Annotated in this window: 24 protein-coding genes; 9 read left to right on the top strand and 15 right to left on the bottom strand. The window is 34.0% G+C overall.

Annotation, left to right across the window (positions count from 1 at the left end):
• Positions 1-220: 220 nt before the first annotated feature.
• From BC781_RS06310 to BC781_RS06300, 3 genes are all read right to left on the bottom strand, one after another.
• Complete coding sequence (locus tag BC781_RS06310; protein WP_109616358.1) at positions 221-1,033, bottom strand: tetratricopeptide repeat protein; 813 nt, start codon at positions 1,031-1,033, stop codon at positions 221-223.
• Between the two features lie 76 nt (positions 1,034-1,109).
• Positions 1,110-1,421, bottom strand: a complete 312-nt coding sequence (locus tag BC781_RS06305; RefSeq protein WP_109616357.1) for an HU family DNA-binding protein — start codon at positions 1,419-1,421, stop codon at positions 1,110-1,112.
• A 268-nt stretch (positions 1,422-1,689) separates the two neighbouring features.
• On the bottom strand, positions 1,690-2,616 hold the full coding sequence (locus BC781_RS06300; protein WP_109616356.1) for an SDR family oxidoreductase: 927 nt from the start codon (positions 2,614-2,616) through the stop codon (positions 1,690-1,692).
• A gap of 442 nt (positions 2,617-3,058) precedes the next feature.
• Between BC781_RS06300 and aroC the strand changes: the two genes are divergently transcribed.
• Positions 3,059-4,135 (top strand): chorismate synthase, encoded by a 1,077-nt coding sequence (aroC, locus tag BC781_RS06295; RefSeq protein WP_109616355.1) that lies wholly within the window; start codon positions 3,059-3,061, stop codon positions 4,133-4,135.
• A 66-nt stretch (positions 4,136-4,201) separates the two neighbouring features.
• On the opposite strand, the gene BC781_RS06290 is transcribed toward aroC, so the two are convergent.
• The gene (locus BC781_RS06290; protein WP_109616354.1) at positions 4,202-4,780 is read right to left on the bottom strand and encodes a hypothetical protein; all 579 of its coding nucleotides are present in this window, start codon (positions 4,778-4,780) and stop codon (positions 4,202-4,204) included.
• 43 nt (positions 4,781-4,823) lie between these two features.
• Positions 4,824-5,855 carry a hypothetical protein gene (locus BC781_RS06285; RefSeq protein WP_109616353.1) on the bottom strand — a complete coding sequence of 344 codons (1,032 nt, stop codon included), beginning with the start codon at positions 5,853-5,855 and terminating at the stop codon, positions 4,824-4,826.
• Between the two features lie 244 nt (positions 5,856-6,099).
• On the opposite strand from BC781_RS06285, the gene BC781_RS06280 reads away from it, so the two are divergent.
• On the top strand, positions 6,100-7,515 hold the full coding sequence (locus BC781_RS06280; RefSeq protein WP_109616352.1) for a rubredoxin: 1,416 nt from the start codon (positions 6,100-6,102) through the stop codon (positions 7,513-7,515).
• 94 nt (positions 7,516-7,609) lie between these two features.
• Here BC781_RS06280 and BC781_RS25470 read toward each other — a convergent pair whose 3' ends face one another.
• The 5 genes from BC781_RS25470 to rplU all read right to left on the bottom strand — a co-directional run bounded on the left by BC781_RS25470 (position 7,610) and on the right by rplU (position 11,188).
• Positions 7,610-7,774 carry a hypothetical protein gene (locus BC781_RS25470; RefSeq protein ID WP_158281410.1) on the bottom strand — a complete coding sequence of 55 codons (165 nt, stop codon included), beginning with the start codon at positions 7,772-7,774 and terminating at the stop codon, positions 7,610-7,612.
• Between the two features lie 25 nt (positions 7,775-7,799).
• Positions 7,800-8,393, bottom strand: a complete 594-nt coding sequence (locus BC781_RS06275; RefSeq protein WP_109616351.1) for a hypothetical protein — start codon at positions 8,391-8,393, stop codon at positions 7,800-7,802.
• Between the two features lie 259 nt (positions 8,394-8,652).
• Positions 8,653-10,296 (bottom strand): chromosomal replication initiator protein DnaA, encoded by a 1,644-nt coding sequence (gene dnaA, locus BC781_RS06270; RefSeq protein ID WP_109616350.1) that lies wholly within the window; start codon positions 10,294-10,296, stop codon positions 8,653-8,655.
• Positions 10,297-10,609: 313 nt separating this feature from the next.
• On the bottom strand, positions 10,610-10,867 hold the full coding sequence (gene rpmA, locus BC781_RS06265; RefSeq protein WP_109616349.1) for a 50S ribosomal protein L27: 258 nt from the start codon (positions 10,865-10,867) through the stop codon (positions 10,610-10,612).
• A gap of 9 nt (positions 10,868-10,876) precedes the next feature.
• The gene (gene rplU, locus BC781_RS06260) at positions 10,877-11,188 is read right to left on the bottom strand and encodes a 50S ribosomal protein L21 (RefSeq protein ID WP_109616348.1); all 312 of its coding nucleotides are present in this window, start codon (positions 11,186-11,188) and stop codon (positions 10,877-10,879) included.
• A 359-nt stretch (positions 11,189-11,547) separates the two neighbouring features.
• On the opposite strand from rplU, the gene BC781_RS06255 reads away from it, so the two are divergent.
• Positions 11,548-12,531 carry a ribonucleoside-diphosphate reductase small subunit gene (locus tag BC781_RS06255; RefSeq protein ID WP_109616347.1) on the top strand — a complete coding sequence of 328 codons (984 nt, stop codon included), beginning with the start codon at positions 11,548-11,550 and terminating at the stop codon, positions 12,529-12,531.
• A 156-nt stretch (positions 12,532-12,687) separates the two neighbouring features.
• Positions 12,688-13,506 (top strand): lysophospholipid acyltransferase family protein, encoded by an 819-nt coding sequence (locus BC781_RS06250; RefSeq protein ID WP_109616346.1) that lies wholly within the window; start codon positions 12,688-12,690, stop codon positions 13,504-13,506.
• A gap of 78 nt (positions 13,507-13,584) precedes the next feature.
• Here BC781_RS06250 and BC781_RS06245 read toward each other — a convergent pair whose 3' ends face one another.
• Both BC781_RS06245 and BC781_RS06240 read right to left on the bottom strand, forming a co-directional pair.
• The gene (locus tag BC781_RS06245; RefSeq protein ID WP_109616345.1) at positions 13,585-13,986 is read right to left on the bottom strand and encodes a DUF3592 domain-containing protein; all 402 of its coding nucleotides are present in this window, start codon (positions 13,984-13,986) and stop codon (positions 13,585-13,587) included.
• A gap of 254 nt (positions 13,987-14,240) precedes the next feature.
• On the bottom strand, positions 14,241-15,623 hold the full coding sequence (locus tag BC781_RS06240) for a sodium-dependent transporter (protein WP_109616344.1): 1,383 nt from the start codon (positions 15,621-15,623) through the stop codon (positions 14,241-14,243).
• Positions 15,624-16,276: 653 nt separating this feature from the next.
• Between BC781_RS06240 and BC781_RS06235 the strand changes: the two genes are divergently transcribed.
• From BC781_RS06235 to BC781_RS06225, 3 genes are all read left to right on the top strand, one after another.
• On the top strand, positions 16,277-17,452 hold the full coding sequence (locus BC781_RS06235) for an aminotransferase class I/II-fold pyridoxal phosphate-dependent enzyme (protein WP_109616343.1): 1,176 nt from the start codon (positions 16,277-16,279) through the stop codon (positions 17,450-17,452).
• A 12-nt stretch (positions 17,453-17,464) separates the two neighbouring features.
• The gene (locus tag BC781_RS06230) at positions 17,465-18,169 is read left to right on the top strand and encodes a pimeloyl-ACP methyl esterase BioG family protein (protein WP_109616342.1); all 705 of its coding nucleotides are present in this window, start codon (positions 17,465-17,467) and stop codon (positions 18,167-18,169) included.
• A 318-nt stretch (positions 18,170-18,487) separates the two neighbouring features.
• A complete protein-coding gene (locus tag BC781_RS06225; protein ID WP_109616341.1) occupies positions 18,488-20,758 on the top strand; it encodes an amino acid permease in 2,271 nt (756 codons plus the stop codon).
• 62 nt (positions 20,759-20,820) lie between these two features.
• Here BC781_RS06225 and BC781_RS06220 read toward each other — a convergent pair whose 3' ends face one another.
• The 3 genes from BC781_RS06220 to BC781_RS06210 are packed head-to-tail and all read right to left on the bottom strand — an operon-like array spanning position 20,821 to position 23,361.
• Positions 20,821-21,432, bottom strand: a complete 612-nt coding sequence (locus tag BC781_RS06220; RefSeq protein ID WP_109616340.1) for a hypothetical protein — start codon at positions 21,430-21,432, stop codon at positions 20,821-20,823.
• 12 nt (positions 21,433-21,444) lie between these two features.
• On the bottom strand, positions 21,445-22,053 hold the full coding sequence (locus BC781_RS06215) for a hypothetical protein (RefSeq protein ID WP_109616339.1): 609 nt from the start codon (positions 22,051-22,053) through the stop codon (positions 21,445-21,447).
• 42 nt (positions 22,054-22,095) lie between these two features.
• Positions 22,096-23,361, bottom strand: a complete 1,266-nt coding sequence (locus BC781_RS06210; protein WP_109616338.1) for a glycosyltransferase family A protein — start codon at positions 23,359-23,361, stop codon at positions 22,096-22,098.
• Positions 23,362-23,428: 67 nt separating this feature from the next.
• Between BC781_RS06210 and BC781_RS06205 the strand changes: the two genes are divergently transcribed.
• Positions 23,429-24,148 (top strand): DNA-3-methyladenine glycosylase, encoded by a 720-nt coding sequence (locus BC781_RS06205; protein ID WP_109616337.1) that lies wholly within the window; start codon positions 23,429-23,431, stop codon positions 24,146-24,148.
• A gap of 441 nt (positions 24,149-24,589) precedes the next feature.
• Positions 24,590-25,078 carry an Lrp/AsnC family transcriptional regulator gene (locus BC781_RS06200; RefSeq protein ID WP_109616336.1) on the top strand — a complete coding sequence of 163 codons (489 nt, stop codon included), beginning with the start codon at positions 24,590-24,592 and terminating at the stop codon, positions 25,076-25,078.
• Positions 25,079-25,132: the final 54 nt, after the last annotated feature.

Below are 25,132 nucleotides of genomic sequence, written 5' to 3'. Positions count from 1 at the left end.
AGAAGAATAAATTACTTCTTCTTATGTCTGTTTTTTCTTAATCTTTTCTTTCTCTTATGAGTAGAAATCTTATGTCTTTTTCTCTTTTTACCGCAAGGCATAACTTCTATAATTTAAATGTTCTAAAATCGTTTACTATGAATGCTTCTATTGCGCATCAAGGAAAACAACACGCAAATTTAGCACATCTTTTTGAATCTTACGAAACTATAGATAAAAATTATTGTGAAAGCTCACTCAAATAGGTATCTACTGTTTGTAAAATGGTTGGATCAGCAGTATGCTCTTTGATGTATAAAAGTTCTTTTTTAGCCGAATCAATGTCGCCAAGTTCTTTCATACTTACACCCAAATAAAAACGACTTTGAAAATCATTTTGATCCAAGGAAACAAGTTTTTCAAAACGTCCCTTTGCCTTATCAAACTGCCCTGATCGCATAGATAGAAGTCCTAAATTAAATAGTGCTAATCTATGATTCGGATCTTTTTGTAAGACCTCTCGGATCTTCATTACCCCTTGCATTGGCCCTTGAGAATTGATATAAGTCATACCTAGTTTTACTTCCATATCTAATGAGTCTGGATGCGATTCAAGGTATTTACCCATCAACTCTTGTGCTTTTTCACCAAAATATTTGCTACGTCCTTCTTTTACTGCAAAAGTAAATGCATCGTAATAAAGGTTCGCTGCTTGGTATAAATAAGGATCTTCTTCTGAAGATTGAACATACAATTCTTCTGCATAAAAGGCAGCGCTATCAAATCGACTTGCTACAGCGTAAGCTCCAATAAGCTTTTCCTTAATTTCAGCAGCTTTTTCACCTTCTGCTGAAGCTAATTGTTTTTGCAAATCATTAATTTCTTGTGCTTGATTGGCCGGAATAGGCATATGGCTAGCTTCTTCCATAGTTGACTCTGAAGTTGTTGATTCAACTTGCTTGTCATTGTTTTTCAATACGGCTCTTGGCATAAAGAAAAGGCCAATTGATGCTACAACAGCACCTGCTAAAATGAGAAGTTGGGGTGAACGCATGTTTTCGTGGTCTAGTTTTTAGGAGTGTAAACCGAGTAGAACTCAAAAAGTTCTACCCAGTATCAAAAAAAGCAAATTATTTAGCTTCTTCGTTTGCTAACCACACACGGTCACTTTTCTTCACTTTTTCAACGAAAGCTTTCGAAGGTTTAAAGCTAGGAATGTAGTGAGCATCGATTTTGATCGCTTTATTTTTAGAGATATCACGACCTATTTTACTTGCTCTTTTCTTATTAACAAAAGAACCGAAGCCTCTAACGTAGATATTTTCTCCATCAGCCATTCTATTCTTCACTACTTTGAAGAATGTCTCTACAGTTCTTGTTACCTCTGCTTTATCAATCCCTGTCTGATTTGCAATCTCTGTGATTACCTCTGCCTTTGTCACTGTCCTAAAAATTAATTATGAAATCACTTAATACTCTCTAAATCAATTACTTTTAAAAAGCTCGCAAATTTATGAGTTCAGATAGATTTTCGCAAATCTAACCCCGAAATTTTCTTCTTAAAATCTGCTCTTAAGCTTATAGTGTTGATTTTCAAATAGAAAGCCCTGTTCTGGGGAATGCAAATGTATAAAAACAATTTTTATACACCATAAAATATTTAAATTTATCCACTCTAATAATTGTTAAAAAAGTGTGTGAATGACGGGTCTAATATTCTGATTTTGAAATAATAGAGGTTTCCTCAAACATTTTTTTCATTCCTTCAAAAAATGATAAAGGCTGAAAGCCTAAAGTGGTCTTGGCTTTTTGAATATTGAAGCCTGTCTTGGGTGGACGCTTACCAACTTCTTTAAATTCGCTGGCATTTGTCGCCGAAATCAGATTTTTATCAAGTCCTAAGTAATCTGCTGTCTGAATAGCCATGTCGTATGGCGTCATCAATTCTTCTCCAGAGATATGGAAAATTCCTTTTGCATGATTCTCGATGATAAGTGCGCAGCCGAGAGCCAAATCATCTGCATAAGTAGGTGTTCGCCATTGATCCGAAACTACTTTTATAGGAGTGTTATTCTTGAGACTTTTCTCTACCCATAACAATAAATTGGAGCGACTCATATCTTTTACAACTCCGTAAACAAGGACTGTACGAGCAATTGCCCAATCATGTTTATATTTCATTGTAGCCTTCTCAGACCACAGTTTTGTTTCTCCATAAAAATTGACGGGTTCGGCTTCATCTTCTTCTATGAGCATTGACTTTTCACCTGAAAAAATGAAATCCGTGGAAACGTATAAAAAGAAACTGCCTATTTTTTCGCAGGCTGCTAATAAATAGGTAGTTGCATTCTGATTTGTTTGTATGGCTTTTTCACGATCATTCTCACAGTCATCTACACGAGTAATTGCAGCAGTATGAATAACATAATCTGGTTTTTGTTCACTTATTACTTTCTCAACTGCGTCTTGATCTGTGATATCTAATGAGATAAAATCATAGCCAGTATCTATATATCTATCATCTCCTCTAGAGCAAGCGATTATTTTATACTTTTTCTGGTAAGCACTTTTTGAAAAAAGTTTCAGGAGTTTTTGCCCGAGTAATCCATTACTTCCAGTGATCAGAATTCGCTTCATTTGTATTGGTTAAATTGTAAAGAATTGATATTTAAATACAAATAGATGTAAAATCTTTAAAATCTTACTTTATGGTATCTTAAACCTATCTTATGAAAATAGGTTCATATCATTTTTAGTAAATGTTTATAATAAAAAAATACAATAAACTCTTTGCAGAATTAAATATTTACGTATATTTGCATCATATCGACTAAGGGAAAAATATTAAAGATCATAGTAGAAAGTAGCAATGAGAAAATAGTTAGTTTTTTGGGTTACTAACTAGAAAGTTAAAAGAAACTTCGGAATCCGAAGTTTTTTTTATGCCCTTTTCTAAAAGATGTATAACTCCCTTCAAATTTTCTCCATCATTCTCGTTTTTTATCTCCATTCTTTTCTAACTTTACTAGCTATAATTATATTTTGATTTCTCGTCATTTTAAAATAGATCCTTCTTTAAATGAATAGTTTCGGACACATATTCAGAATAACCACATTTGGAGAATCTCATGGAAAAGCAATTGGTGTAACTATTGATGGTTGCCCTGCAGGAGTTGAAGTTGATGAAACTTTTATCCAATCTGAGTTAGACAGACGTAAGCCTGGTCAATCTAAGATTACCACTCAGCGAAAAGAGGCTGATCATGTTGAAATTTTATCGGGTGTATTTGAAGGCGTAACTACAGGTACGCCTATCATGATGTTGATCTGGAATAAGGACCAAAAAAGTAAAGATTATGGCCATATTAAAGATCAGTTCAGACCTTCACATGCCGATTACACTTATCAAGAAAAATATGGTGTTCGTGATTACAGAGGTGGAGGACGTAGTTCTGCAAGAGAAACTGCTGCACGTGTAGCAGCAGGTGCTTTAGCGAAATTATTCTTGAAGTCTAAAGGTATAGAATGTACAGCTTATGTAACCCAAGCTGGGCCTGTAAAGCTTGAAAAGCATTATTCGGAATTAGACTTTGGTAATATTGAATCTAATATTGTTAGATGTCCTGATGCTGAAGTCGCGGAAGCAATGATTACCTATATCGATGGAATTCGTAAGGATAGAGACACTGTAGGTGGAGTTGTTGATTGTGTGATCAAAGGTGTTCCAGTAGGCTTGGGAGAGCCTGTGTTTGACCGTTTGCATGCAGAACTTGGGAAAGCGATGCTTAGTATAAATGCAGTCAAAGGTTTCGAAATTGGAAGCGGTTTTGACGGTGTTTCAATGCGTGGTTCGGAACATAATGATCCATTTTATAAAGATGAGGATGGAAATATAAAAACCACAAGTAATTACTCTGGAGGTGTGCAAGGTGGTATTTCCAACGGACAAGATATTTATTTCCGTACAGCTTTTAAGCCTGTCGCTACGATCATGAAAGATCAAGATAGTGTGGATAAGTTCGGGAATGAGGTTACGGTTTCAGGAAAAGGGCGTCATGACCCTTGTGTAGTGCCTAGAGCTGTTCCGATTGTTGAAGCTATGTCGGCAATCGTTATTGCAGATTTTTGGCTAAGAGCAAAGTCTAACAAAGCGTAAAAAGCAATTTGTTTATAAATCAAAAGAGCATCAAGTCAACCTTGATGCTCTTTTCTTTTTTAGTCATTACCAGATGAAAAACTCCTTAATTTCTTCTGTAGTCTGATAGCTAGGATGATTTCTTAGGAAGGAGAGAAGTGTTTCATCGTAAAATATTCTCGATGAGAAACGGAAAATATGCTCATCAGTTTCTATAACAAGACTACCTAAACCTGTTTTACCTAATGCTTTTCGTTCTTGAACTTTTAAATGGTCTGCATCTAAGTTTATCACCTCCATTTTAGTTCCTTTTCTGATTAGAAGAAGGTTTTGAACCTTGTCGTAGATGACATCTCTATTCTTTTCTATGTAAACATGGTCTAGAAAAAGTCCACCTATTATACACATTATACAGCCAATAGGGAAAAAAGCTAGTGCTAAGGCAGATTCCCCTTGCATGTCAAAAGGAAGGTACATGAGGTAAAGCCCGAGTATTACTTGAAGAATTCCTCCAAATTTGTAGAACTTCATAGCCATACTTCCAAAACGTAGATTTACTTTGCTTTTATCTTCATTCTTAAGTTCTATGAGCTCTTTTTCTAAAAGAGTACCCACAAAGAAAAAAAGTGCTACAACAGCTAATGCTAGAAATATTTTTACTTTCATTGTAGGAGTTCTACTGAAATTGAAGATTGGTTATATTTGACTTTCACAAAAGCTTAGCTCGGATAGAATTCGCTTTTTGCGTATTCGTAATATCAGCAGCAATAAGAAAGATTACATCTTCATTCCTAATTAAGTGGGCATCAAGTATTATTTCTTTATTTTTTGCCGTAAAAATCTTCAATTCTCCAGACCATTTTCCCTTTAAAGTTTGTTCCCAATTTTCTTTAGTAAATGAATTAGTCTGACCTATCCAATTAATTAAATTAGTTGGTTCATCTTCTTCATCTAATCCAGTGATTTTTCTAAAGTGATCGGTCGTGAAAAATATATTAGAGGATAAGTCTGATTTTAATAAAAGATATTGAATAGGCTCTTTTGTGGGTTGTGCCGAGAGCTCAATGTATGCATTTTCAATATGCTTACAATGGTCATCTAGATTCTTTATTTCGCTTTGAAGTTCATACTCTTTTTTATTGAACTCAGAGACGTTAAGCTTTATGATATCCAGTGTTGGTAAGTAGATGATAAAGAAAATAATGCCAATAGAACAAAGTATTAGAATGAAAAAAACGCTTTGGACATTAATGTACTTCTCAATGTTTTTTTGGAGAATGATTTGACTCTGCGTGTAGATAACTTTCAGAATTGCTAAATACTCATCTTCTAGTTCTATTAATGAGATTAATAATTTTTGTCGTTCTTTCTCATTTTCTGTATCCAAAATGGACAGAATGTGTAAGGCACTATCGTCTATGGTTTTGGAAATAATGAGTAAATCGTGATCTAAAAGCTCCTTTGTTTTTTCTTGAAATAAATTTTTATGGATAGAATAAGATTCTGTTTCGAATACTTTTTGGGCTTCCTTCCAAGAGGCTAATAATTGCCTTAGCTTTTGAATAGCAACTTGCTTTGAATCCTTGTCAGCTTTTTCATCGAATACCATCAATTTATAGGTGAATTCTTTAAGTTTTTCTGTGAGTTGTTCTGATTGCTGAATTGATAGAAGTGCAGATTCTTGATGCTTGAGATGATTCTGTGTGACTAATTGACTGACGATAACAAAAGCTACAATCATAAAGAAACCTATGTAATAGGAATACTTCAATTGTTGGATGTGAATACGCTTTCTGAGCCTATTTAAGGGTGGAAATAATACAGATTGTTTCAACATTTTATGAAGGAGCAATGAGAATTATTTTTATAAGATACAATTAAAGAGTTGACAAAGTAAATTTTATTACATTTCTTCTGAAGTGAATAATATTTTGATTTTCAGATCATACTACAGCTAACTTTTTGCATTTCATTAATCCAATAAAATGATAAGACACAAGAATATTGTTAGGAGATTTACCTTAGGAGGCTTGATATCGATTTCCGAAGTATTAAAAATAACTGCTACAGCTGAAGAAATGGGTGCTAGATTTTTGCAGTTAGGTTCTCGACAAGATATTCTGTTTTCAATAAAGGATTTTAAAGATGTAAATGGAAATATTGTCACTTTAAAGCATATTCAAACGAGTAAACCAAGACAAGGGGAAAGTCATAATATTCAAAGTTCTTTTATTACTCATAGTATTATTGAAAGTACTACAGAATGGCTTACAGAAGATGTTTATAGATCAGTATTAACTTCATTTCCTCTCCACCCTTCTGTAAAAATCAACGTCACAGACCCAAAGCAAACGTTAGTACCTTTATTTGCGGGGCATCTTAATTTTGTCGCTTCAGAAATTCCTAATTATTGGTTTTTCTTTATTAGAAAGATGAATGAATATGATGCTTTATGGTCTTGTCCAAACCTTATTCATAGTCATCAGCTGTCTAAAATTACCAAGTATATAGAGAGTAATGAGTTAATTGAATCGGTAACAGATTGGGATAGCGAATGGGAACACATTAGTAAGTCATTAGGTTTAAGGCAACAGTATGATGCAACTCAATTTGAGTACCATAACAAGCCTTTTTCATGTTATGAAGGTTTTCATAAAGTAGATTCTAATAATTATTGGTTGGGGCTGTATTGGAGGGATAATAAAATATCTATTTCATTTTTGAAAGCCTTGTGTGCTCTTTGTTTAAATAATCAGATCGATGAATTAAGAATAAGTCCTTGGAAGTCTTTAATTATAAATGGGATTTCTGAGGTGCACCTCAAAATTTGGGATAAGCTACTAGGGAAGTTTGGAATTAATATTCGTCATTCTGCATTAGAGCTAAATTGGCATTTACCTGTAATGGATGAAAGCGCTTTAGCGCTCAAAAATTATATAGTCAGGTGTTTGCATAAGCAAGATATAAGCACGCATGGATTAAGTTTTTCTATTAAGAGTAATGAGCGTTTTACGTTTACTCCAGTGGTTATAGAACGAACGTTTACAAACAGTAACTGGGAGCATGATTCCTATAATATTCTTTATGCTCATAATTATGATCCTAGTACATTAACGTATCACCCTTTTGTGAAAGAAGTTTCTAAAGAGGTGATTCCTCCATTGCTTTCTGAAATCAGTGAGAATTATTACTTACAATTAGAGGGGCAAGAAAGTGCTGGTACTGACAAATACAAAACAGTATATCAGTGTACTAATTGCTTTGAATATTATCAAGAACATCAGCTCCAAGTAGAGTCAATGCTGTTGATGTCTTTTCAAGAGTTGCCAAAAGAGTTTTGTTGCACAAATTGTGGAGCAGGCAAAAAAAGCTTTATTGAAATGATAGAAGAGGTGAAATAAAAAAAGGAGCAAGCCTTTATAAAAGACCGCTCCACTACATTATGAATAATCGAAAGGTGTAGGAGTATGCAGACTGCATACATCCAATTAAGTATCATGAAATACCGAATGTCTTTTTGAGATTTACCAATTTCTCTTGCTCATCAAGTTCTATTACTTCTTCAGCTTGTTTTAAAGCTTTTTTTAGTTGCTGATTATATCTGCTATTTGGGTTGATGTGAGCTTTTTTTATTGGCTGGTCAATACTAATAAAGATCATAACTGCTAAAATTTACTTGTTACTTTTACTTGGTTACTATCGCAGGATTTGAATTTTTGTCTTTTGCAAAAGCTTTATAAACAATAGAGAATACAATCCCCACGACTAGTAATTCGTAGTATTCCCATTTGTAACCTCCATCAAGAAGTGAGATAAGCATTACTCCAACTATGAAGACGATGCCATGAATCAAGTTCCCGATTGGTAAGCCTGTTTTCTGAATTAGATGATTGAATTTTTCCCATCTTGTGGCAGCAATAGGTGTTATGAATAAGTACATGACAAGGGCTACTGTGATCAGTTTACCAAAGAATAGTTTATTCACTTTCGTATCGCCGATGACCATATTATGAAGGTTGGTTTCGGCTTGAGCATTATGCTGCACGAAAAATTCATTTGATTCTATATCTAAAATTCGTTGTCCCCACGAAATTTCTTCTCCTGCAAGAAATACAAAAAACAAGGTCATCAGAAGGTAGTTAGCCTTTTGAGATTTTGACCAGATTGAAGACTTTTTACGGTAATGTATCCAGCTGATAGCCGCAGACATTAATAAAATAATTACCGTGAGATTTTCTATGAAACCATCTTCTCTGGCAAGTTCTTGTAGTATTTGCATTTCATTTTCCTTTTTAAATCATACAAAATGAAAAAGCAGTAGCTTGTCTCATTTTACGGTTGTAAAGGTAGTTGAAAGGCTGTTTTAGAAACGGAGGATTCTGCTAAAGTTCAAAATTCGTGAGCTGAAACGTAATTATCTTTCTCTAAAATGAAATTGCATTTAAGAGCTTTTCACACTTAGGTAGGAGACTAATGTTAAAAAGCCTTTGATACAGACTTGGTATCAAAGGCTTTTTATTGAATTTTATAGAATGAGCTTATTTCTTGATTTTCATGTGTTCAAGTAACTCATCTACAATTCTATTATATAGAATATCTGAATGAATTTTCTTAGAAACAGCTTTTGTAGCATGAACAACCGTACTGTGGTCTCTTCCGCCAAAACTGTCCCCAATTGATTTTAGAGGAACTTCAGTATATTCTTTAGAGAAATACATAGCAATCTGTCTTGCATTGGCGATATCTTTCTTTCGAGTTTTTGAAAGTAACTCATCGACAGAAATTCCAAAGTAGTCAGCTACGATTCCTTGAATAAATTCAATAGTAATTTCTTGCTCTGTACTTCTTACAATATTTAGTAATGTACTTTTAGCCATTTCAAGATCAATCTCTTTTTTCATAAGAGATGCGTTTGCGATCAATGAAATAAGCACACCTTCTAGTTCACGAATGTTAGAGTCAATATTGTAAGCTAAATATTCTAATACATCTTCAGGAACCATCATTCCTTCAGAAACAAGCTTTTGTTGTACGATTGCTAGTCTTGTTTCGAAGTCAGGTTTTTGAATATCTGCCGTCAACCCCCATTTGAAACGAGATAGAAGTCTTTCCTGTAAACCTTTCAAACTCTTAGGAGGGCAGTCTGTAGTCATTAGGATCTGCTTTCCTCTTTGGTGAAGATGATTGAAAATGTGGAAGAAGTTTTCTTGTGTTTTTTCTTTTCCAGATAAAAACTGAATATCATCCACAATTAATGTATCAACTTGCAGGTAGTAGTTTGTGAATTGTTGTACACTATTACTCTTTAGAGCTTCAATAAATTGTGTAGTGAATTGTTCACAAGTGACATAGAGTACAAAGTTGTCAGGATATCTTCTTTTGATTTCTTGCCCGATTGCTTGGACAAGATGAGTTTTACCTAAACCAACACCTCCATAAATAACTAGAGGATTGAATGCTGTAGCTCCCGGTTTCTTCGCAATTGCGATCCCCGCAGAACGAGCCAAGCGGTTACAATCTCCTTCAATAAATGTATCGAATGTGTATTCTGGGTTCAAGTTTGAAGCTCCAGAAAAGTCCAATGCAGATTGAGGAGGTACGCCGCCCATATTAGGCATTGCATGATTTTGTGTATGCTGTTGAGGAGCTGTATCTATAGGAGCAACAGGTCTTTGTGGAGTCTCATTTTGTTGGTAGACTTCAGGAGACTGGGCACTTCCAGCTGGCAAAGGACGCTCTTGCGGAACGTACTTTGGCTTGTTGTCAATTACAGGTTGAGATGGAGCCTGTTGTTGATAAGGATTCTGCTGAACTTGATTAGTGTATTGTGTGTGCTGTTGTCCTACATTTTGTTGTGGCGTAGGATTTTGAGGAGCTTGATAAGCGCCACGATCAGTAAACTGTTGCTGAGGCTTTGGTCTTGTAGGTTGAACTACAGGAATGGAATATTCCAATTTCCCGTTAGGTCCTAGTTGGCTGTTGATTGCCTTTTTTAGAAGGTGTACGTAATACTCCTCCAACCATTCGTAAAAGAACGGGCTAGGCACTTCTATGGTTAATACGTCATTAGCCAGTTTGACAGGCTTAATGGGCATAAACCATGTTCTGAAACTCTGTTCAGACAGCTCCTTCCTGATTATTTCAAGACAATTTTGCCATATTTGATGACAATCTTTCTCCATCTCAGCTACACAATTAGATAATTCTAAATGAAATCCTTAAGTATCCCCAACATCAAAGTAAAGATACTAGATTCTTCACTTCATTCTTGTTAAGAAAGAAATGAGCGACACGAATGTAGTCGCAACAAACAAAAGTCCTAAAAAAAATTGTAGAATAAAAGCCCGTTTAAATACAATATCATAATGAGCTAAAGATCAATGAGCATTTCTCAGAATTCCTCACTGATTCAATGAATCTGACAGTTTTGATTAGAAAAAAAAAGCACCTTGTTTTTACAACAAGGTGCCTTGATCTGAGTAAGATCTTTATGTCTTAGTTAGCAGGATTTATGCTAACATATGATTTGCCTCTGTATCCTTTTTTGAACTCTACAGTTCCGTCAACAAGAGCAAATAATGTATGATCTTTACCTAGACCAACATTTTTACCTGGGTGGTGTTTTGTACCTCTTTGTCTTACCAAGATGTTACCTGCAGTTGCAGCTTGACCACCAAAGATTTTTACACCAAGACGTTTACTTTCCGATTCTCTACCGTTTTTCGAAGAACCGACACCTTTTTTGTGAGCCATGTTACTTTATTATTTAGAGATTCCTTCAATCAAAACTTTAGTGAACTGTTGTCTGTGACCGTTCTTTACTTTGTATCCTTTTCTTCTTTTCTTTTTGAATACAAGAACTTTTTCACCTTTTACGTGCCCAAGAACTTTTCCAGTTACTTTAGCACCATCAACTTTAGGAGCGCCAACTTCGATAGAAGAATCGGAATCAATCAACAAAACATTGTCGAATTCAACTGAAGCACCTGCTTCAGCTTCCAATTTATGTGTGTAGATATATTTGTTTTCTTCTACCTTAAATTGCTGCCCAGCTATTTCTACTATTGCGTACATTGCTAATCTAAAATTAGTTTTCTTACGAAATGGCTGCAAAAATAAAATATAACATTCTTAATCGCAACCTATTGTGACGAAAATTGGTCACAAAAATAACGCTTATTTTTCAAAAACAAACGTTTTTCAGTTGTAGTTAAAGAATTAGTTAATCCCTCGTGCAGCGAACATAATCGAGATCATAACCTTACAAGACGCAAAGATACAATTCTTTTTGAAAAAGACATCTTTTTTCTGAAAAGAGTTTGTATTAATAAGTCCTTATATCATTAGGTATAGATTTTCTTTAGTACTATTATAAAACAGGGGCTTCCAAAAGGTCTTATTTTATACTCCAACCACCAACATTTTAATAGCTTATGAACCCAAACACTAATGAACCACTATTGCAGGAAAATAAAGATCGTTTTGTCTTATTTCCAATTCAACACCATGACATCTGGGAGTTTTATAAAAAAGCAGAGGCTAGTTTTTGGACTGCGGAAGAAATAGATTTAAGCCAAGACTTAAAAGATTGGGCAAATCTGACCGATGATGAGAGACATTTTATATCTCATGTACTTGCATTTTTTGCCGCTAGTGATGGAATTGTCAATGAAAACTTGGCAGAGAATTTTGTGGCTGAAGTACAATATACCGAAGCTAAATTCTTTTATGGTTTTCAAATCGCAATTGAAAATATTCACTCTGAGACTTATTCATTACTTATAGATACTTATGTCAAAGATTCAGCTCAAAAAGATTATTTATTCAAAGCAATTGATAACCTAGATTGCGTTAAAAAGAAAGCAGAATGGGCTTTGCGTTGGATTGACAAAGGTTCGTTTACAGAACGGTTGATTGCATTTGCAGCTGTAGAAGGTATCTTTTTTTCAGGTAGTTTTTGTTCGATTTTTTGGTTAAAAAAACGTGGTCTGATGCCAGGACTGAGTTTTTCTAACGAGTTAATTTCAAGAGATGAAGGTTTGCATTGCGATTTTGCATGTTTATTGTACAACAACCATATCGTGAATAAGCTTGATGAGTCAACTGTTGTCGAGATCATAAAAGACGCAGTTAGTATTGAGCAAGAATTTGTAAATGATGCAATACCTGTCAGGTTGATCGGAATGAATGCTGATTTAATGAATCAGTATATAGAGTTTGTAGCAGATCGCTTATTATTAGCTTTAGGATATTCTAAAATCTATAATTCAGAAAATCCGTTTGATTTTATGGAGTTAATATCACTTCAAGGGAAAACTAATTTCTTTGAAAAAAGAGTATCTGAGTATCAGAAAGCAGGAGTTATAAAGGGAGATGGTGAAGATAAACCAAAGTTTAGTCTTGATGAAGATTTTTAATAAAAGATATTCATAACCACCATTTTAACACAGATTAACTCAAAGAGTCTTTAAGTATAATTCTATATTAAATATATTGATCGCAAAATTTGAATTTTATACATATACCATGTATAATGATTCACATGTCAGTTAGATCTTTATTAACAACAAGTAATGACGACCAGATTATCAAATTTTAACTACAAGAGAGAAAAGAGGAGGAAAAAGAGTAACTCTTTATTCACGACCTCTAAATTACTGCGAAGGGACGCTTTTGGGAATGTAGTTTTCTTAAAAAGGTCTCTGATCAGTTTACTTGCCACTACTACTTATTGGAGATTTAATATTTTCAATAAACTTGAAGTAGAAGGAATGGAACATTTAGAAAATCTTCCAGACACCAACGTATTATTTATTTCAAATCATCAGACGTATTACAGTGATGTAATCGCTTTTTATCATGTATTCTCAAGTGCCAAATGGGGATTTAATAACCATATTAACCTCCCTTTGTATGTATTAAGCCCTAGAGCTAATACATACTATGTAGCTGCTGAAGAAACGATGAAGCAGAGTGGGTTACTTCCTAAAATCTTCTCTTTAACAGGAGCAGTTACTGTACGTAGATCATGGCGTTCGAAAGGACAAAGTGTGAATCGTGGAGCTGATACGAGTGCTCCAGATAAAATTAAAAAAGCCTTATCTGAAGGTTGGGTAGTGAATTTTCCGCAAGGAACGACAAGCCCTTATGCACCTATTCGTAAAGGAACAGCAAACCTTATCAAGTCTTTTGAGCCAGTAGTTGTCCCAATTGTGATTGATGGATTCAGAAGGGCATTTGATAAGAAAGGCTTAAAATTGAAAAAAAGAGGGAGTACACTAAGAGTGAGAATTAAACCTCCTATGAATTATCAAAAAGATGATAAAATTGAGGATATTGTCGCTAAAGTACAGCAAGAAATTGAGCAAGTACGTCCAGAAACAGTTTCTTAATTTTTGAGTAAAATTATCAAATAAATAAAGGCTTATACTAGGTGGTAGTATAAGCCTTTTTTACGCTTTTGTCCTTATTTAGAAAAGAAGAAACAGTAAAGAATAAATACAACAGCTGATAAGTATTAATACTATAGCGGTGAAGATTACGCCTCCTTCAACGGTCGATTTGTGATTTGACAATTCAATAAAAGCAGAATTGTTAGGAGACTTCTGATTGTAATATAAAATTACTTTTGTTCCCTTTTCTAATTTGTTAATGAGTGCTTGTTTACTTTTAAAACGGAGAGTATCTCCTTTTTCAGTTACGTACTCAACAATTGGGAAGTAATTGGCATGCAATTCATCTTTAAAGTAAGCTACAATTTTACCCTCTGTTTGAATAAAGGGTGAAATTTCAAAAGATTGTGAACTCACAACAAAATAAATGATTGACAATATACCAAACCCAAGAACGGCGGTTATAAAAAGTACAGACATAAGTTAGTAGTTGGTTTTAATAGTTCTTGTATAGTTTGTAGACGGTTGAATGTGACAGACAATTAACTCAACCTAGTTGTCAATTAAAATAGTGTATTTGTTACGTTTTAAGAAATTTTAGACCTATTAAATTTTAGAATAATTGTTGTTTAGTTAATATAACTTGATTTAAAACAATCAAATCTCAAAATAAATAAAAAAGCTATTGACTTATACTAGTCAATAGCTTTTTTGAAATGATATGATTTGTACTTTTAAACTATATCAATTCCCAAGAATTTATCTAAAATAGTAACAATAGATATCACACCAAGAATAATTGGACATAGATATTTTAGAGCAAATGTTACATAACTAGCAATCCAAGAGTTAGCAAACTCGGGATTACCATTTTTTACTTCTTCTACAAGATTCTTTGTATTCCAAACATAAGTAGTAAAGATACAAATCAAGAACCCTCCAATTGGTAACATTGTATTACTTGCGATACCTTCAACGAAATCCATAAATGAAGCAGCTTTGTTTGCTCCAACATATGTGATGAATTCGGTTAACTCTGGCACAGCTCCATTACCAAGTAGGGATGGAATACCTAATAAATAAATTCCTCCTGCAGTAAGCCAAACAGCTCTTTTTCTTCTTAATCCAAAAGTATCTACCAAGTATGCTACAGGCACTTCCAATAATGATACTGTAGATGTCAATGCAGCAAATGAAAGAAGTAAAAAGAATAAAGTACCTAAGATCGGTCCTAACGTACTTCCCATTGAAGCAAATGCACCTGGAAGGACAGTGTAAATTAATCCTGCTCCACCTTCATCGTAAGGTAAATTTTGCGAGAATAAGAATGCAAACATCATCAGACCAGCCAATGTTGCTATAGACACATCTGCAAGTGTTATATATACTGCAGAGCTTATCAAGTTGTCTTTTTTACCTACATAACTACCATAAGTAATTAGAGCTCCCATTCCTAAAGACAGTGAGAAAAACGCCTGCCCTAAAGCGCCATATATCGTCTGAATAGTTACTTTACTAAAGTCTGGAATAAGGTAATACTCTACACCATTCATCGCACCTTCTTGAGTGAAAGAGTAAAGAGTCAACCCAATAATGATAACAAGAAGTGTAGGCATCAATATTTTTGAGGCTTTCTCAATACCTCCAGAAACACCTTGAGCTACAATATAAGCTGTTGCGATCATGAATACTGTTGAGTAAATCATGATTGTTTTCCAATCAGCAATGAAATGCCCAAATTGTTGTCCAATTTCAAAATTTCCTTGGATCATTTGGAAAGTGAAACCAATCGTCCAACCGGCTACTACATTATAAAATGAAAGTATAAGTACTCCTGAGATAATACCCATTAGTCCTATAAAACTCCATCTAGGAAAGCCTAATTTTTTGAAAGATTCAACGGCATTTAAATTGGTTTTACGACCAATTGCTACTTCTGCGATCATTACAGGAAAGCAGAGTAAGAAACAACAAAGTAAATAGATAATCACGAATGCGGCCCCTCCTCCATCTACTACTTCAAACGGGAACTTCCATATATTTCCAAGACCTACTGCAGAACCTGCTGCGGCCATGATGAAGCCAAATTTGTTTGAGAAACCTCCTCTAGCTGCCATAAATTAATGCTTGTTGTTTTGTGTGAATTTGAATTTTTTTTAACAAAAGTCCTTCAATATAATACCTTAATTGTATATAAATAAGATATATCATGAAAATAAATGATTATTAAGATCTGTCTTATGTTTTATTCTGAAAGATTCATTTTTGACAAAATTATCATTAGTTGAAGTGAGTTGTATTTAGTTTCGTGAAAAATCTATATTACTGATTTGAGTATTGATAAGTGATGAGAATTATTTTAACACTTTAGGATTTTAAAATTTGTCTTTAGCGTTCTAGGGGTAGAATGAAGAATAGATGAAATATGGAATAATTAGAAGCTTAAGATGGCTTCTTGAATCGAAGTATCTTCTGACTAAGAAGAAATGTTGCAAGAAGTACAAAAAGAAAGGAGTGTATTGTAAAAAATGCCCTAAACTAGATAAAAGGATAAAGGAATGAACACAGATGTCTGATGTCATTCCTTTTTTCTTTTTTATTCCTGAATTTTATCCTTCTATTTATACTAATATTACTATTGAATATTTTCCATTATTTTGTAGAAAATAATCTATTTAGTTTGTCTTTTTTTAGAAAAAAATCATTATAATTACTCCAAGAATATTCTAATTGAGTAATTGATCTCTTAAGTTTTGTGGATAGATTATAAATGGAAGATTTAGAAAACAAACTATTAGCACTCACAGAAAACCATCACCTTAGAGAGTTACATGATGTGAGACAGGAAGGAGAAGGGGTGATTTCTAAAGAAGGTAGAAAGTTAATTAACCTTTCAGGAAATGATTACTTAGGTATAGCTTCTAACAAATTACTCTTAAAGGAGTTTTATGAAGAGGCCTTAGAAAATGACCTTTCAATTTCTCATTATGGCTTAAGTGCTAGTTCTTCTCGTTTACTTTCAGGGAATCATCCAGCTTATTCAGCTTATGAAGAGCAACTAAAGGAATACTATAATAAAGATGGCGCATTACTCTTCAATAGTGGCTATCATGCAAACTTAGGAATTCTTCCAGCTCTTTTAGAAAAAAGAGATTTGATAGTGAGCGATAAGCTTAATCATGCAAGCTTGATTGATGGTTTTAGATTGTCTGATGCAGACTTTGTCAGATATCGTCATTTAGATTATGATCACCTCAGAAAACTTCTTCAACAAAAGAGAAGTGATTACAATAAAATAATTATAGTAACAGAGTCCATTTTTAGTATGGATGGCGATTGTGCTGATCTTCAAGTATTAGTTCAAATTAAAAAGGAATTTGATTGCTTGCTGTATGTAGATGAAGCGCATGCTATTGGTTGTAGAGGTGAAAATGGCTTAGGATTTGCGGAAGAACAAATGGTAATTTCGGATATAGACATTATTGTTGCCCCCTTAGGAAAAGCAATGGCATCACAAGGAGCTTTTGCTGTGATGAGCAAGAGTATTCAAGATTGGTTAGTAAACCGAATGCGCCCATTCATTTTTACAACAGCTTTACCTCCCGTGACTGTACATTGGAATTCATTTGTACTAGAAAAGGTAAAAGGGATGAACAATGAACGGATAAAACTTCAAGAGCTGTCAAAAATTTTTGTAAATGGCTTGAAGGAAATCGGCGTTCAGCAACAATATAATACTTGCATAGTGCCATTGATTGTAGGAGAGAATGAAAGAGCTGTTCATATAGCCAAAGGATTGGAGGAAGAAGGAGTTTTAGTTTTTCCGATTCGTACGCCAACAGTACCACCAAATACTGCAAGATTACGTTTCTCATTACATTCAAAAATTAGCTCAGAAGAGCTTACTAAAACAATAAAGCAGATACACAAACTTTATCACTATTAACACAACAAGACTGTGAAACTTCATTGGATCAACAAAGCATCAAATACTCATTTATTGGTATTCTTTAGTGGCTGGGGGCTTGATGAAAAGCCTTTTCAACCAATTACTTCAGAATCTGTGGATGTTCTGATGGTATATGATTATAGAGAATTGGATCAAGTAGAAGAATTATATGAAATTCTGAATACTTATGAGGAAAAGACTCTTCTAGCATGGTCTATGGGGGTTTGGCATGGTTCATATCTACTTCAAGAACTTCAAGAACAATTTCCAGTCCGAATCGCATTGAATGGAACACCTTACCCTGTTCATGATCAATGGGGGATACCTCCTTTATTTTTCCAAAGAACAATAGAAGTTTTTGATGAAGAAACTCGTGGGAAATTCTTCAAGCGTATGTGTGGTGACCGAGCGACAATGATGAAGTTTGTGAATTATCCACCAGAAAGAGATTTGCAGGAACAAAGGGACGAGCTTATTTATATTTGGCAGCGTACCAAGGAAAATCCACCTGTAAGAGATTTCTACACGCATTCAATTACTTGTGATCGAGATTTTATTTTCCCTTATCAAAGTCAAACAGAATATTGGGATTTAGCTAATAAGACTTTTTCTAGAGATATAGAAGGCTCACATTTTCCATTTTACAGATGGAATACTTGGGATGAAATGATCGTGTCTCTACAAGAAGATATAACACAATTCAATGCTTCTTAATTTTATGTCTTTTCTTATAAAAAATTTTGGAAAGAATCATTTATGGATGATAAGACATATTAAAATTTAGAAATTCCCTTCATTTTTACATACAAATCTCTTTTCTTCATAAAGTCTAAACTTAGAGAAGAGTAATATATCTTTAGATTTAGAAATCATATTTCAAAATGTCTATTGGCGAAAAAGCCCTTAACTGAAGCCCGTTTCGCTAGTAGACATTTTCTTTTTTGAGATGGAAAATAGAAAGGATAGATCACCTACAGTTGTGATAGCTTGTATAGGGCTATTCTTTCAATGTGAAACTTAGTTTTAAGAATTTTGGAAAAACTAAAATTTAAAACAAACGGTAAGAATCGAAAAGAACCTCAGACTTTAGAAAATAAAGGTGGGTTTGGTACTATTGCTGTTTTCTTGACTTCAATCAGTACGATTCTGGGAGCGATTCTTTTCCTACGTTTTGGTTATGCGGTAGGGCATTTGAGTTTTTGGGGATGTATGATGCTGATTTTATTGGGGCATACTGTAACTATCCCTACAGCATTATCAATTTCTGAAATTGCAACCAATCAGAAAGTACAAGGTGGAGGAGTCTACTATATTATTTCTCGTTCTTTTGGTTTTCAGATTGGGGGAGCAATTGGTATAGCGCTTTACTTGTCTCAAGCGATTAGTACCGCATTTTATATTATCGCATTTGCCGAAGCATTCAATCCTGTGCTTGACTACATGATGCAGGAATGGAATATTTATATATATGATTTGAGGCTAATTAGTATTCCTTCTACGGTATTATTAACAGCTTTGGTATTACTTAGAGGGGCATCTCTAGGTATTCAAACCTTATATATTGTTGTAGCAGCATTGTTTTTCTCATTGGTATTGTTCTTTGGTGGAGGGACTGAGTATAACCAACTCAATGTGCCAAACCTTACCGCACATATCGTTAATCCAGATTCCTTTTTCCATGTTTTTGCTATCTGTTTCCCTGCTTTTACAGGGATGGCAGCAGGGGTAGGGCTTTCTGGAGATTTGAAAAATCCTAGTAGATCAATTCCTCTAGGGACTATGCTCGCAACGATTGCAGGTATGCTTATTTATATGTTGGTAGCTTATAAATTAACCTTGTCTGCATCGCCAACGGATTTGGCAGAAGATGAAATGATTATGTCAAAGATTGCGCTTTGGGGACCAATTATACCTATCGGGCTTGGAGCAGCAGCATTTTCATCAGCGATTGGTTCTATCTTGGTTGCGCCTCGTACGCTACAGGCAATTGCTGAAGATAAGATATTTCCACTGCCCAACTTCAATGCAGCTCTTTCAAAAACAGATAAACGTTCAAATGAGCCTTTCAATGCGAATTTAGTTTCAGCAGTGATAGCACTTATTTTTGTGTTGATGGGGGATATAGATGTTGTAGCTCAGATTATTACCATGTTCTTTATGGTGACTTATGGTGCTATTTGTATGATCTCATTCTTAGAGCACTTTGCTTCAGACCCATCATATCGTCCTGTATTCCGATCTAAATGGTTTATTTCCTGTTTAGGAGCCGTTTCTTGTGTATATCTGATGTTCAAAATTAGTGTATTCTATGCGCTATCTTCGATTGTCTTTATGACAATCATCTACCAAATTATTGGTTATACAAGAGAGAATAAACAAGGACTATCTAATATTTTCCAAGGTGTAATATTCCAATTGAGTCGACAGTTCAGGGTATTTCTTCAGAAGGCAGAAACAGAAGAAGTTGAGGCAGAACATTGGCGTCCGTCTATTGTGTGTATTTCAGATAATACATTCAAAAGATTATCTGCATTCTCAATGGTGACATGGCTTTCTCATAAATATGGTTTTGGTACTTACATTCATATTTTGAAAGGTTATTTATCTAGAGAAACTCATGAACAGTCCGAGGAAATTTTGAGCAGGTTGATTAAGCTTTCAGATTCATCGGGGAGTAGGGTTTATTTGGATACGCTAGTTACACCATCTTTCACATCAGCTATTGCTCAAGTAATTCAATTACCGGGTATTTCGGGTAAAGAGAATAATATGATTCTATTTGAATTCTCTAAAAGTAACCCTGATAAACTCAATGATATCTTAGATAACTTTAAGTTGATTACGGCTACAAACTTTGATACTTGTATTTTGGCAAGTGCAGAGCGAAACTTTGGGTACAGACAAGAAATTCACATTTGGTTGACTCCTAAGGATTTTGATAATGCTAACCTGATGATTCTTCTAGGATTTATCATTTTAGGTCACCCAGAATGGAGAGATGCTAAAATTAAATTGATGGTATTATTCCCTGAGAATGATCTTTCTGTACAACAAGATAATATCGAAAATTTGATTGCAGAAGGACGTCTGCCAATCAATAAGAATAATATTTTTATGATTCCGAGAAGTGAAGATGTGGAATCGAAAGCTATAATTAATGAGCGTTCTAATGATGCAGATTTGACAATTTTAGGAATCAGAGGAGAAGCAGTGAAGCATAAAGGAGAAGACCTATTCTTAGGATATGACCTTATTGGAGATATTCTATTTGTGCATACCAACAAAGAAAAAGTTATTCAGTAAAAACTGATTATTTATATAAAAAAACAGGCTTTAGATATTTTTCTAGAGCCTGTTTTTTTGTGTTATACCTTTCGATATCTATCAAATATTTCTAATGTACCTTCGAGTTCTGGGTGTTTCTCATAAAAGGTTTTTGCTTTTTTAGGAGATAATGTGATCTTAATTTCTTTAGATGAAATTTGTTCAATCAACTTATCTTTCAGTAAATCCATTTTCTCTTTGTAAGAAACAGTATTGACGTTGATCAGAAATGATTCTTTTTCCCCATTTTTTAAATAGAAGACAATATTTTCTAATTCTAAATGAACAGATTTAAGGTCTTTGAAGAAGATTTTCTTTGTGCGTTCAAGAGGAGAGAATTGATAAGAGAATTTTTCTTCATCTAATTTTACAAAAGGAGCTTGATCTTCTTTTCCTCTTAAAAACAAGAATATAGAGACACCTCCTACAAATCCCCATTCTGTAATTCCGATATAATCCATGAAATAGATATCTGTACCAAATTGGAGTAACTCGAAAGGGAATACTACAAATTTGAAAAAGCCTTCAATCCATTTCTGTCGGAGCTTTGCCTTCTTGCTTAAGTTGTTTTCTCCCTCAACGATAGGAAAGCCTTTACCTTGAAATTTGAGAATCGTTTTTACGTTTGATTTCTCTTTTTTCTTAAATATCATCAGTCTAAAAAATTAATGACCTACATACCTACTTTTCACTTTATACCTTTCAATTCTTTCAGGATACTTTTTTATGAGTTCTGCATTCTTAGTTTTTGAAAGGGTAAATGGAATGTGAAGTTCTTCGGCTAGTAGAATGAGTTCCTCGTGTAGGATGCTGTTTTTTTCTTTTCTAAGCCGTTTTAAAAAATTATACTTTTCTTCATTTCCTTCTTTCATCAGAAAGTGAATTGTGTCAATCTCAAAGTGAATAGATTGTACTTCAGAGAAAGATATACTCTTTTCTTTCATTAAAAAGTGATGTCTCCACCTCAATTTGTCTTTGGTGAGAATAAGGTATGGTAAATCAATACCTCTTTTTTTGTTAACTAAAACTACTGTGGCTATAATGAAGATTCCTATTGCTCCAGTGCTAAGGATAGCTGTTATATTTTCGGCAGCAAATGCTTGCCAGAATTCTACAATATCAACGATTAAAGCAACAACACCTACCAATTTTAATAGCTGCTGCCTTGTCTTAGCTTTTTTACTGAGTTGAAAATTACTTTTGATGAGTTTGTAATTTTCACCTTCAAAACGAAGTCTTTGGGTATTTGAATTTTGTAGTGTCTTATTGGTCATTGTAGTTTATAGTTAAAAAAGGATTCTGAAGATAGTTTACGTTCAATCTGAAAGCTCAGTTACATAATCTCCTTTTTGATACTCATTTCTATAAAAATAAAGTAATTCAAAATGATTCAAGTTTAAGTCTGTCCCTATCCAACTTGCTAAAGTTTGGGATGCACAGAATACGTCTTTCTGAGGATACTGATGATCTCTTAAAAAGTGAGTGTATTTCAAAACTCTAAAGCCATCAAACCACCAGAAGAATTTTTGTCGGAAAGAAATTTTAGTTGGAGACTCTCTTAATAGTCTTTTCAGTACATTTTGAAAATCATTTGTTTCTAAAAAAGCAACAGTCGCTTGAGGTAAAGATTTCCAATCATAGTCTGAAGTATATAGGAGAGGTGCTTTTTCTAAAAAGAACTTCAATTCTTTAAATATCGAAGGATTATGAGATAAAAGATTTGAGGTCTCATTTTGTAATTGATCATCAATAGCCTTTCCTGTTCCGAATGGTACTCTATCAGAGATTCTAGTTGATGGAATTACCTTTGTCGTTACTAAATCTGTGAATTCTCCGAGTGGGATTATTTTATGCAAAAAATAGAAGTCTTCACCGCCCTTTTTTCGGTTCATTCCACTTTGTTTTTGGTAAATATCAGACCTTACGGCAAAAGCAGAGCCGATAGTCATATATGCAAAAGGGTAATTAGCAAAACGTAAACCTTGTACGTAGTACCTAAGGTGAAGTTCATAGGCGCAGATTGCTTTGTTATATTTTTCAAGTTTATGACCTGTAACGGGGTGTTCAAAATGAATTGTACAAGCTGGTGTTTTCGGATTTTTTTGAAAATGCTGTTCTATTGCTTGGAGATAGTTTTTTTCAACCAAACAATCAGCGTCAAGTGAGATAATAGGTGCACTTTCATTTCCTTTCATCGATAAACGCCTTATAGCTTCATCCATTCCAATCTTTCGAGCAAGTCCTACTCCTGCATGTTTTTTAGGGAGGTCATTAGCCCAAATGATATGAAATTGTAAATCATTTCTTTCTTTATTTTTTTGAAATATCCATTTACGTGATTCCTCTAAGGTTATTTGATTTTGAGTTTTTACGCTTAGCGGTGAATTCTCTGACTGATTAATGACAAGAAGAATTTCCGTTATTTTTTCTGTAGGAGAACATTCAAATAGAGATTGTAAGGTATCAAGTATCGAAGGTTCGTTAAAACAAGGAATAACAACTACTTGTCCTAAATTTGAAGGAACAGCTTCATCCAACATTTTTTTCTGCCAAGCATAACGTTCAAGATACAAGTTTGTCATAAATCAGTTTATTTTAAGAGAAGGCAAAGTTAATAAATCTCTCATGTAAAGTTGAATGTAGGACACGATGGAGGAACTAAGTGAATATATTTTAGCCTATTTCTCAAAAGCGGATAAAGGTGAAAGTGTACAACAGTTTTTTGAACAGATAGCTGAAAAACTTCTCAATCAAATACTTCTTTCTACACCAAATCATCTTTTTCGGATGAAGGAAATTGAATTTTATCTTCATTCAGCAGAACACCCTGATGCAGCTACGCATTGTTTTAAGCAGCAATTGGCGTTTCGTAAATGGTACTTTCATCGAACCCAAAAAGGAACAGGTTTCAGAGGTGGTAATTATAAAGGTTTAGATATCTGTTTTGGAGATACAGACAAAGAAATTTACTTCGGGATATTGATTAGGGCTATTGAAGAAGTTGGTCAAGGTGGAAATGAACTGACTTATACCTACGGGCCTTCTAAAACTGTGGATCGGTTGCTTGAAAGTACAGAATCAAGTATTCCTAATTTAGATGGGGGAGATATATCAACCAATGATACATTGAGCTTGATATCTCATGACTTAAAGCCCTTACAGATTTTTGCCTGTCCACGAAAAGGTTTGCCGAAATCTACACCCCAAGAGTATCAAAATTCGTATTATCGCTTTTTTATAGATCCTAAAAAGCAGCATGCGGAGAAAGAGAAGCGCATAATTCCGTCTTGGTTGGCTACAGGATATTTAGAAAAAGAAGAGATTTTAAAAGTTTTTGGAAGAAAAAATCTGCCGAAAAACTCAAAATAGTAACATTTACATTTATTACTATCTAAAATTTAACTAGACTAGAGCTGGGGTTATTGATTTATTATAAACTTTTAGTATTTTTGAAAAAAGTGATAGAAAATTCATCACATTTAGAAAAAATAACAAATATATAGAGGTTTTGTTGCGAGAAGCTTAAATATATGTCTTGAAATAAATAAAGGTATGCGAAAAATTCACATACCTTTAACCTTAACCAATAAACAACACATAAAATAAACACATGCTTGAAGTCAGCAAGGATTTGAACCTATTCAGCCCTAATGCCTGACCTTCATATAAGACAATTGCTTATTTTGATGATGCAAAAGTAAGGTGGAATTTTATAATTTAAAAACATTTTAAGCTTGTTAACGAAATATTTTGAGATTCGTAATATATTCGCCTTTATATTTTTTGGGAAGCTAATTTAACCATCAAAAAATGGAAAAACATCCAGAGATTGATCATGTAGATATTCGCATTCTTTCTGAGTTGATGAAAGATGCTAAAACGCCTTATACTGAGATTGCTGAGCGTATTTTTGTATCGGGAGGTACAGTCCACGTTCGTATGAAGAAGATGGAGAAGATGGGCATTGTGAAAGGCTCTACACTTGATCTCGACCTAAGTAAATTAGGTTATGATATCACCGCTTTCTTGGGGATTTATCTTGAAAAAAGCTCACTTTATGAAGAAGTTTGTGAAGAACTGAAGAAAGTTCCAGAAATTGTTAACCTTCATTATACAACAGGCGATTACAGTATTTTTGTAAGAATCAATTGTAAAGATACGAATCACCTTCGTGAGGTTCTTCATGATAAAATTCAATGTATTCCTGGTATTACTCGTACTGATACTATGATTTCATTGGAGGAGAAGTTTAGTAGACCTCTTCAAATTACTCAAGAGAAGGATAGTGCGAAAGTATAAAAGTACAATTATTGAAAAATAGAAAAAGCTCAAACACTTTTACATTCATTGTAT

This window comes from Sediminitomix flava (assembly GCF_003149185.1).
Taxonomy (GTDB): Bacteria; Bacteroidota; Bacteroidia; order Cytophagales; family Flammeovirgaceae; genus Sediminitomix; species Sediminitomix flava.
The sequence above is the reverse complement of the archived record's forward strand: the minus strand, read 5'-3'. Positions and strand labels throughout refer to the sequence as shown.

Bases quoted from the DNA above. Each gene is read 5' to 3' on its own strand.
- BC781_RS06310 (WP_109616358.1), bottom strand. From the start codon at position 1,033: ATGCGTTCACCCCAACTTCTCATTTTAGCAGGTGCTGTTGTAGCATCA.
- BC781_RS06300 (WP_109616356.1), bottom strand. From the start codon at position 2,616: ATGAAGCGAATTCTGATCACTGGAAGTAATGGATTACTCGGGCAAAAA.
- aroC (WP_109616355.1), top strand. From the start codon at position 3,059: ATGAATAGTTTCGGACACATATTCAGAATAACCACATTTGGAGAATCT.
- BC781_RS06290 (WP_109616354.1), bottom strand. From the start codon at position 4,780: ATGAAAGTAAAAATATTTCTAGCATTAGCTGTTGTAGCACTTTTTTTC.
- BC781_RS06285 (WP_109616353.1), bottom strand. From the start codon at position 5,855: ATGATTGTAGCTTTTGTTATCGTCAGTCAATTAGTCACACAGAATCAT.
- BC781_RS06280 (WP_109616352.1), top strand. From the start codon at position 6,100: ATGATAAGACACAAGAATATTGTTAGGAGATTTACCTTAGGAGGCTTG.
- BC781_RS25470 (WP_158281410.1), bottom strand. From the start codon at position 7,774: ATGATCTTTATTAGTATTGACCAGCCAATAAAAAAAGCTCACATCAAC.
- BC781_RS06275 (WP_109616351.1), bottom strand. From the start codon at position 8,393: ATGCAAATACTACAAGAACTTGCCAGAGAAGATGGTTTCATAGAAAAT.
- dnaA (WP_109616350.1), bottom strand. From the start codon at position 10,296: ATGGAGAAAGATTGTCATCAAATATGGCAAAATTGTCTTGAAATAATC.
- rpmA (WP_109616349.1), bottom strand. From the start codon at position 10,867: ATGGCTCACAAAAAAGGTGTCGGTTCTTCGAAAAACGGTAGAGAATCG.
- rplU (WP_109616348.1), bottom strand. From the start codon at position 11,188: ATGTACGCAATAGTAGAAATAGCTGGGCAGCAATTTAAGGTAGAAGAA.
- BC781_RS06255 (WP_109616347.1), top strand. From the start codon at position 11,548: ATGAACCCAAACACTAATGAACCACTATTGCAGGAAAATAAAGATCGT.
- BC781_RS06250 (WP_109616346.1), top strand. From the start codon at position 12,688: ATGACGACCAGATTATCAAATTTTAACTACAAGAGAGAAAAGAGGAGG.
- BC781_RS06245 (WP_109616345.1), bottom strand. From the start codon at position 13,986: ATGTCTGTACTTTTTATAACCGCCGTTCTTGGGTTTGGTATATTGTCA.
- BC781_RS06240 (WP_109616344.1), bottom strand. From the start codon at position 15,623: ATGGCAGCTAGAGGAGGTTTCTCAAACAAATTTGGCTTCATCATGGCC.
- BC781_RS06235 (WP_109616343.1), top strand. From the start codon at position 16,277: ATGGAAGATTTAGAAAACAAACTATTAGCACTCACAGAAAACCATCAC.
- BC781_RS06220 (WP_109616340.1), bottom strand. From the start codon at position 21,432: ATGATATTTAAGAAAAAAGAGAAATCAAACGTAAAAACGATTCTCAAA.
- BC781_RS06215 (WP_109616339.1), bottom strand. From the start codon at position 22,053: ATGACCAATAAGACACTACAAAATTCAAATACCCAAAGACTTCGTTTT.
- BC781_RS06210 (WP_109616338.1), bottom strand. From the start codon at position 23,361: ATGACAAACTTGTATCTTGAACGTTATGCTTGGCAGAAAAAAATGTTG.
- BC781_RS06205 (WP_109616337.1), top strand. From the start codon at position 23,429: ATGGAGGAACTAAGTGAATATATTTTAGCCTATTTCTCAAAAGCGGAT.
- BC781_RS06200 (WP_109616336.1), top strand. From the start codon at position 24,590: ATGGAAAAACATCCAGAGATTGATCATGTAGATATTCGCATTCTTTCT.